Origin of the sequence: Rothia sp. HMSC08A08 (assembly GCF_001808385.1) — a bacterium.
GTDB classification, from domain to species: Bacteria; Actinomycetota; Actinomycetes; order Actinomycetales; family Micrococcaceae; genus Rothia; species Rothia dentocariosa.
The window spans coordinates 1-1778 of the sequence record NZ_KV793053.1 but is presented as its reverse complement, the minus strand read 5'-3'; the positions used below and the strand labels follow the sequence as shown (position 1 = coordinate 1778).

Annotated in this window: 2 protein-coding genes; one reads left to right on the top strand and one right to left on the bottom strand. The window is 49.6% G+C overall.

What is annotated here, in order from left to right; all coding sequences use genetic code 11:
* Nucleotides 1-46: 46 nt before the first annotated feature.
* Entirely contained in the window at nt 47-466 is a 420-nt protein-coding gene (gene tnpA, locus HMPREF3164_RS00450; RefSeq protein ID WP_080972578.1) for an IS200/IS605 family transposase, read from the bottom strand.
* Between the two features lie 24 nt (nt 467-490).
* On the opposite strand from tnpA, the gene HMPREF3164_RS00445 reads away from it, so the two are divergent.
* Nucleotides 491-1723, top strand: a complete 1233-nt coding sequence (locus HMPREF3164_RS00445) for an RNA-guided endonuclease InsQ/TnpB family protein (RefSeq protein ID WP_070448438.1) — start codon at nt 491-493, stop codon at nt 1721-1723.
* Nucleotides 1724-1778: the final 55 nt, after the last annotated feature.

Below are 1778 nucleotides of genomic sequence, written 5' to 3'. Positions count from 1 at the left end.
TTATCTAGTTTTCTGAGAAGACTCCACCCTTTAGGGTGGAGATGAATCAGCTACCAGGGCGAGCCTGGGACTTCACATACTCAGCAATAACACTCAATGGGGCACCCCCAGCAGACCCCGCATAATACGAGCGTGACCACAAATGGCCACCCCATAAAAACGGGGTAATCTCAGCTTCAAAATCACGCCGAAGTACACGAGAGGAAACCCCCTTGAGGGAGTTCACGAGTTTAGAAACAGTCACGGTGGCTGGGTAGCGTACTAGCAAGTGAACGTGATCTGTTTCCCCGTTGAACTCATCTAGGGTTGCCCCGAAACTTTCACAGACTTCTCGCATGGTTCTTTCGCAGGTGGTGAGCATGGTGTTAGTGAAGACATTGCGCCGGTATTTAGTGACGAACACCAAGTGAACATGTAAATCCCAAATCGCATGTCTACCACGTCTTATATCAGTGGTATTATCCATGACACCAAGTATATAATAGGTGTTATGAGTCTCAAGCGTTATCGTTACCGCGCCTACCCCAAGAAAGGGCAAAAACAGCCGATTGCTGCTCTGTTTGGGTGTGTACGCGTGGTCTATAACGACGCTCTAGCCTACTCAGAGGAACAGTATAAAGGCACAGGGAAGAAGCCCTCTAGTAAAGAGCTTTCTGCCCGACTCACTCACCTGAAACAGACCCCTGAAAAAGCGTGGCTGAAAGACGTTTCCGCTGTACCCTTACAGCAGTCCTTACGGGATCTGGATAAGGCGTACACTAACTTTTTCACCTCCGTGACAGGTAAGCGTAAAGGGGTTAGGATTGGTGCCCCACGGTTTAGGAAACGCTCATCCCGGCAAGCTGCTAGGTTTACATCCCAAGCATTCAAGGTTAGACAAACCACTCACGGGGTAGGTTTTGTGAAACTGTCTAAGATTGGTGAAGTCCGCTTCAACCTCTCACGTAACCTACCCTCACCCCCAACCTCTGTAACCCTGATCCAAGAAGCGGATGGTAGGTATTATGTGTCTTTCGTTGTCGAAAGCACCCCCGCCCCAGCCCCGAAGCCTACCGCCTACGCGGTAGGCGTGGATATGGGCTTGAAAGACCTAGCTATCGCGGTGAACAGTAACGGGGGAAGCACCGTCTTTGCTAACACTAGACCTCTGAAACAAGCCGAGAAGAAACTAGCTCGATTACAGAAACAACTCTCGAAAAAGAAAAAGGGTAGTAACCGTTATGTCAAACAACGACTCAGGGTAGCTAAAGCCCACACGAAAGTCCGAAACGTGCGAACCCATTACCTACACCATGTAGCGAACCAGATTGTTAACGAAAACCAAGTTATCACCCTGGAAACCCTCTCAATCACGGGTCTAGCTAGAACCCGGTTGGGTAAGAGTGTGTTGGACGCTAGTTGGGGACACCTCAACCGGTTGATTGAAGAGAAGGCTGCCGAACACGGTAGAACCCTTATCCGCGTGGATAGGTTCGCACCTACTACCCAGATCTGCTCGATTTGCGGTACACCTAATGGTAGAAAGCTGTTGAATATCCGTGAATGGGCCTGTACTGGGTGCCAGTCCCATGTGGATAGGGATTTGAATGCGGCGGTTAATATCCTACTCGCGGCAGGGCTTGCCGAGAGTTTAAACGAATACTGCGGAGATGATGTAAGACGTTTGTTAGCAAATGCTGTTGTTGTTGATGCTGTTCACCCACCGAAAGTCACCACAGCTTAGTTTGGTTGTAGTGACTGGTAGGAATTTACCCCGTTCACGGGGTAGAGGAAGTCAA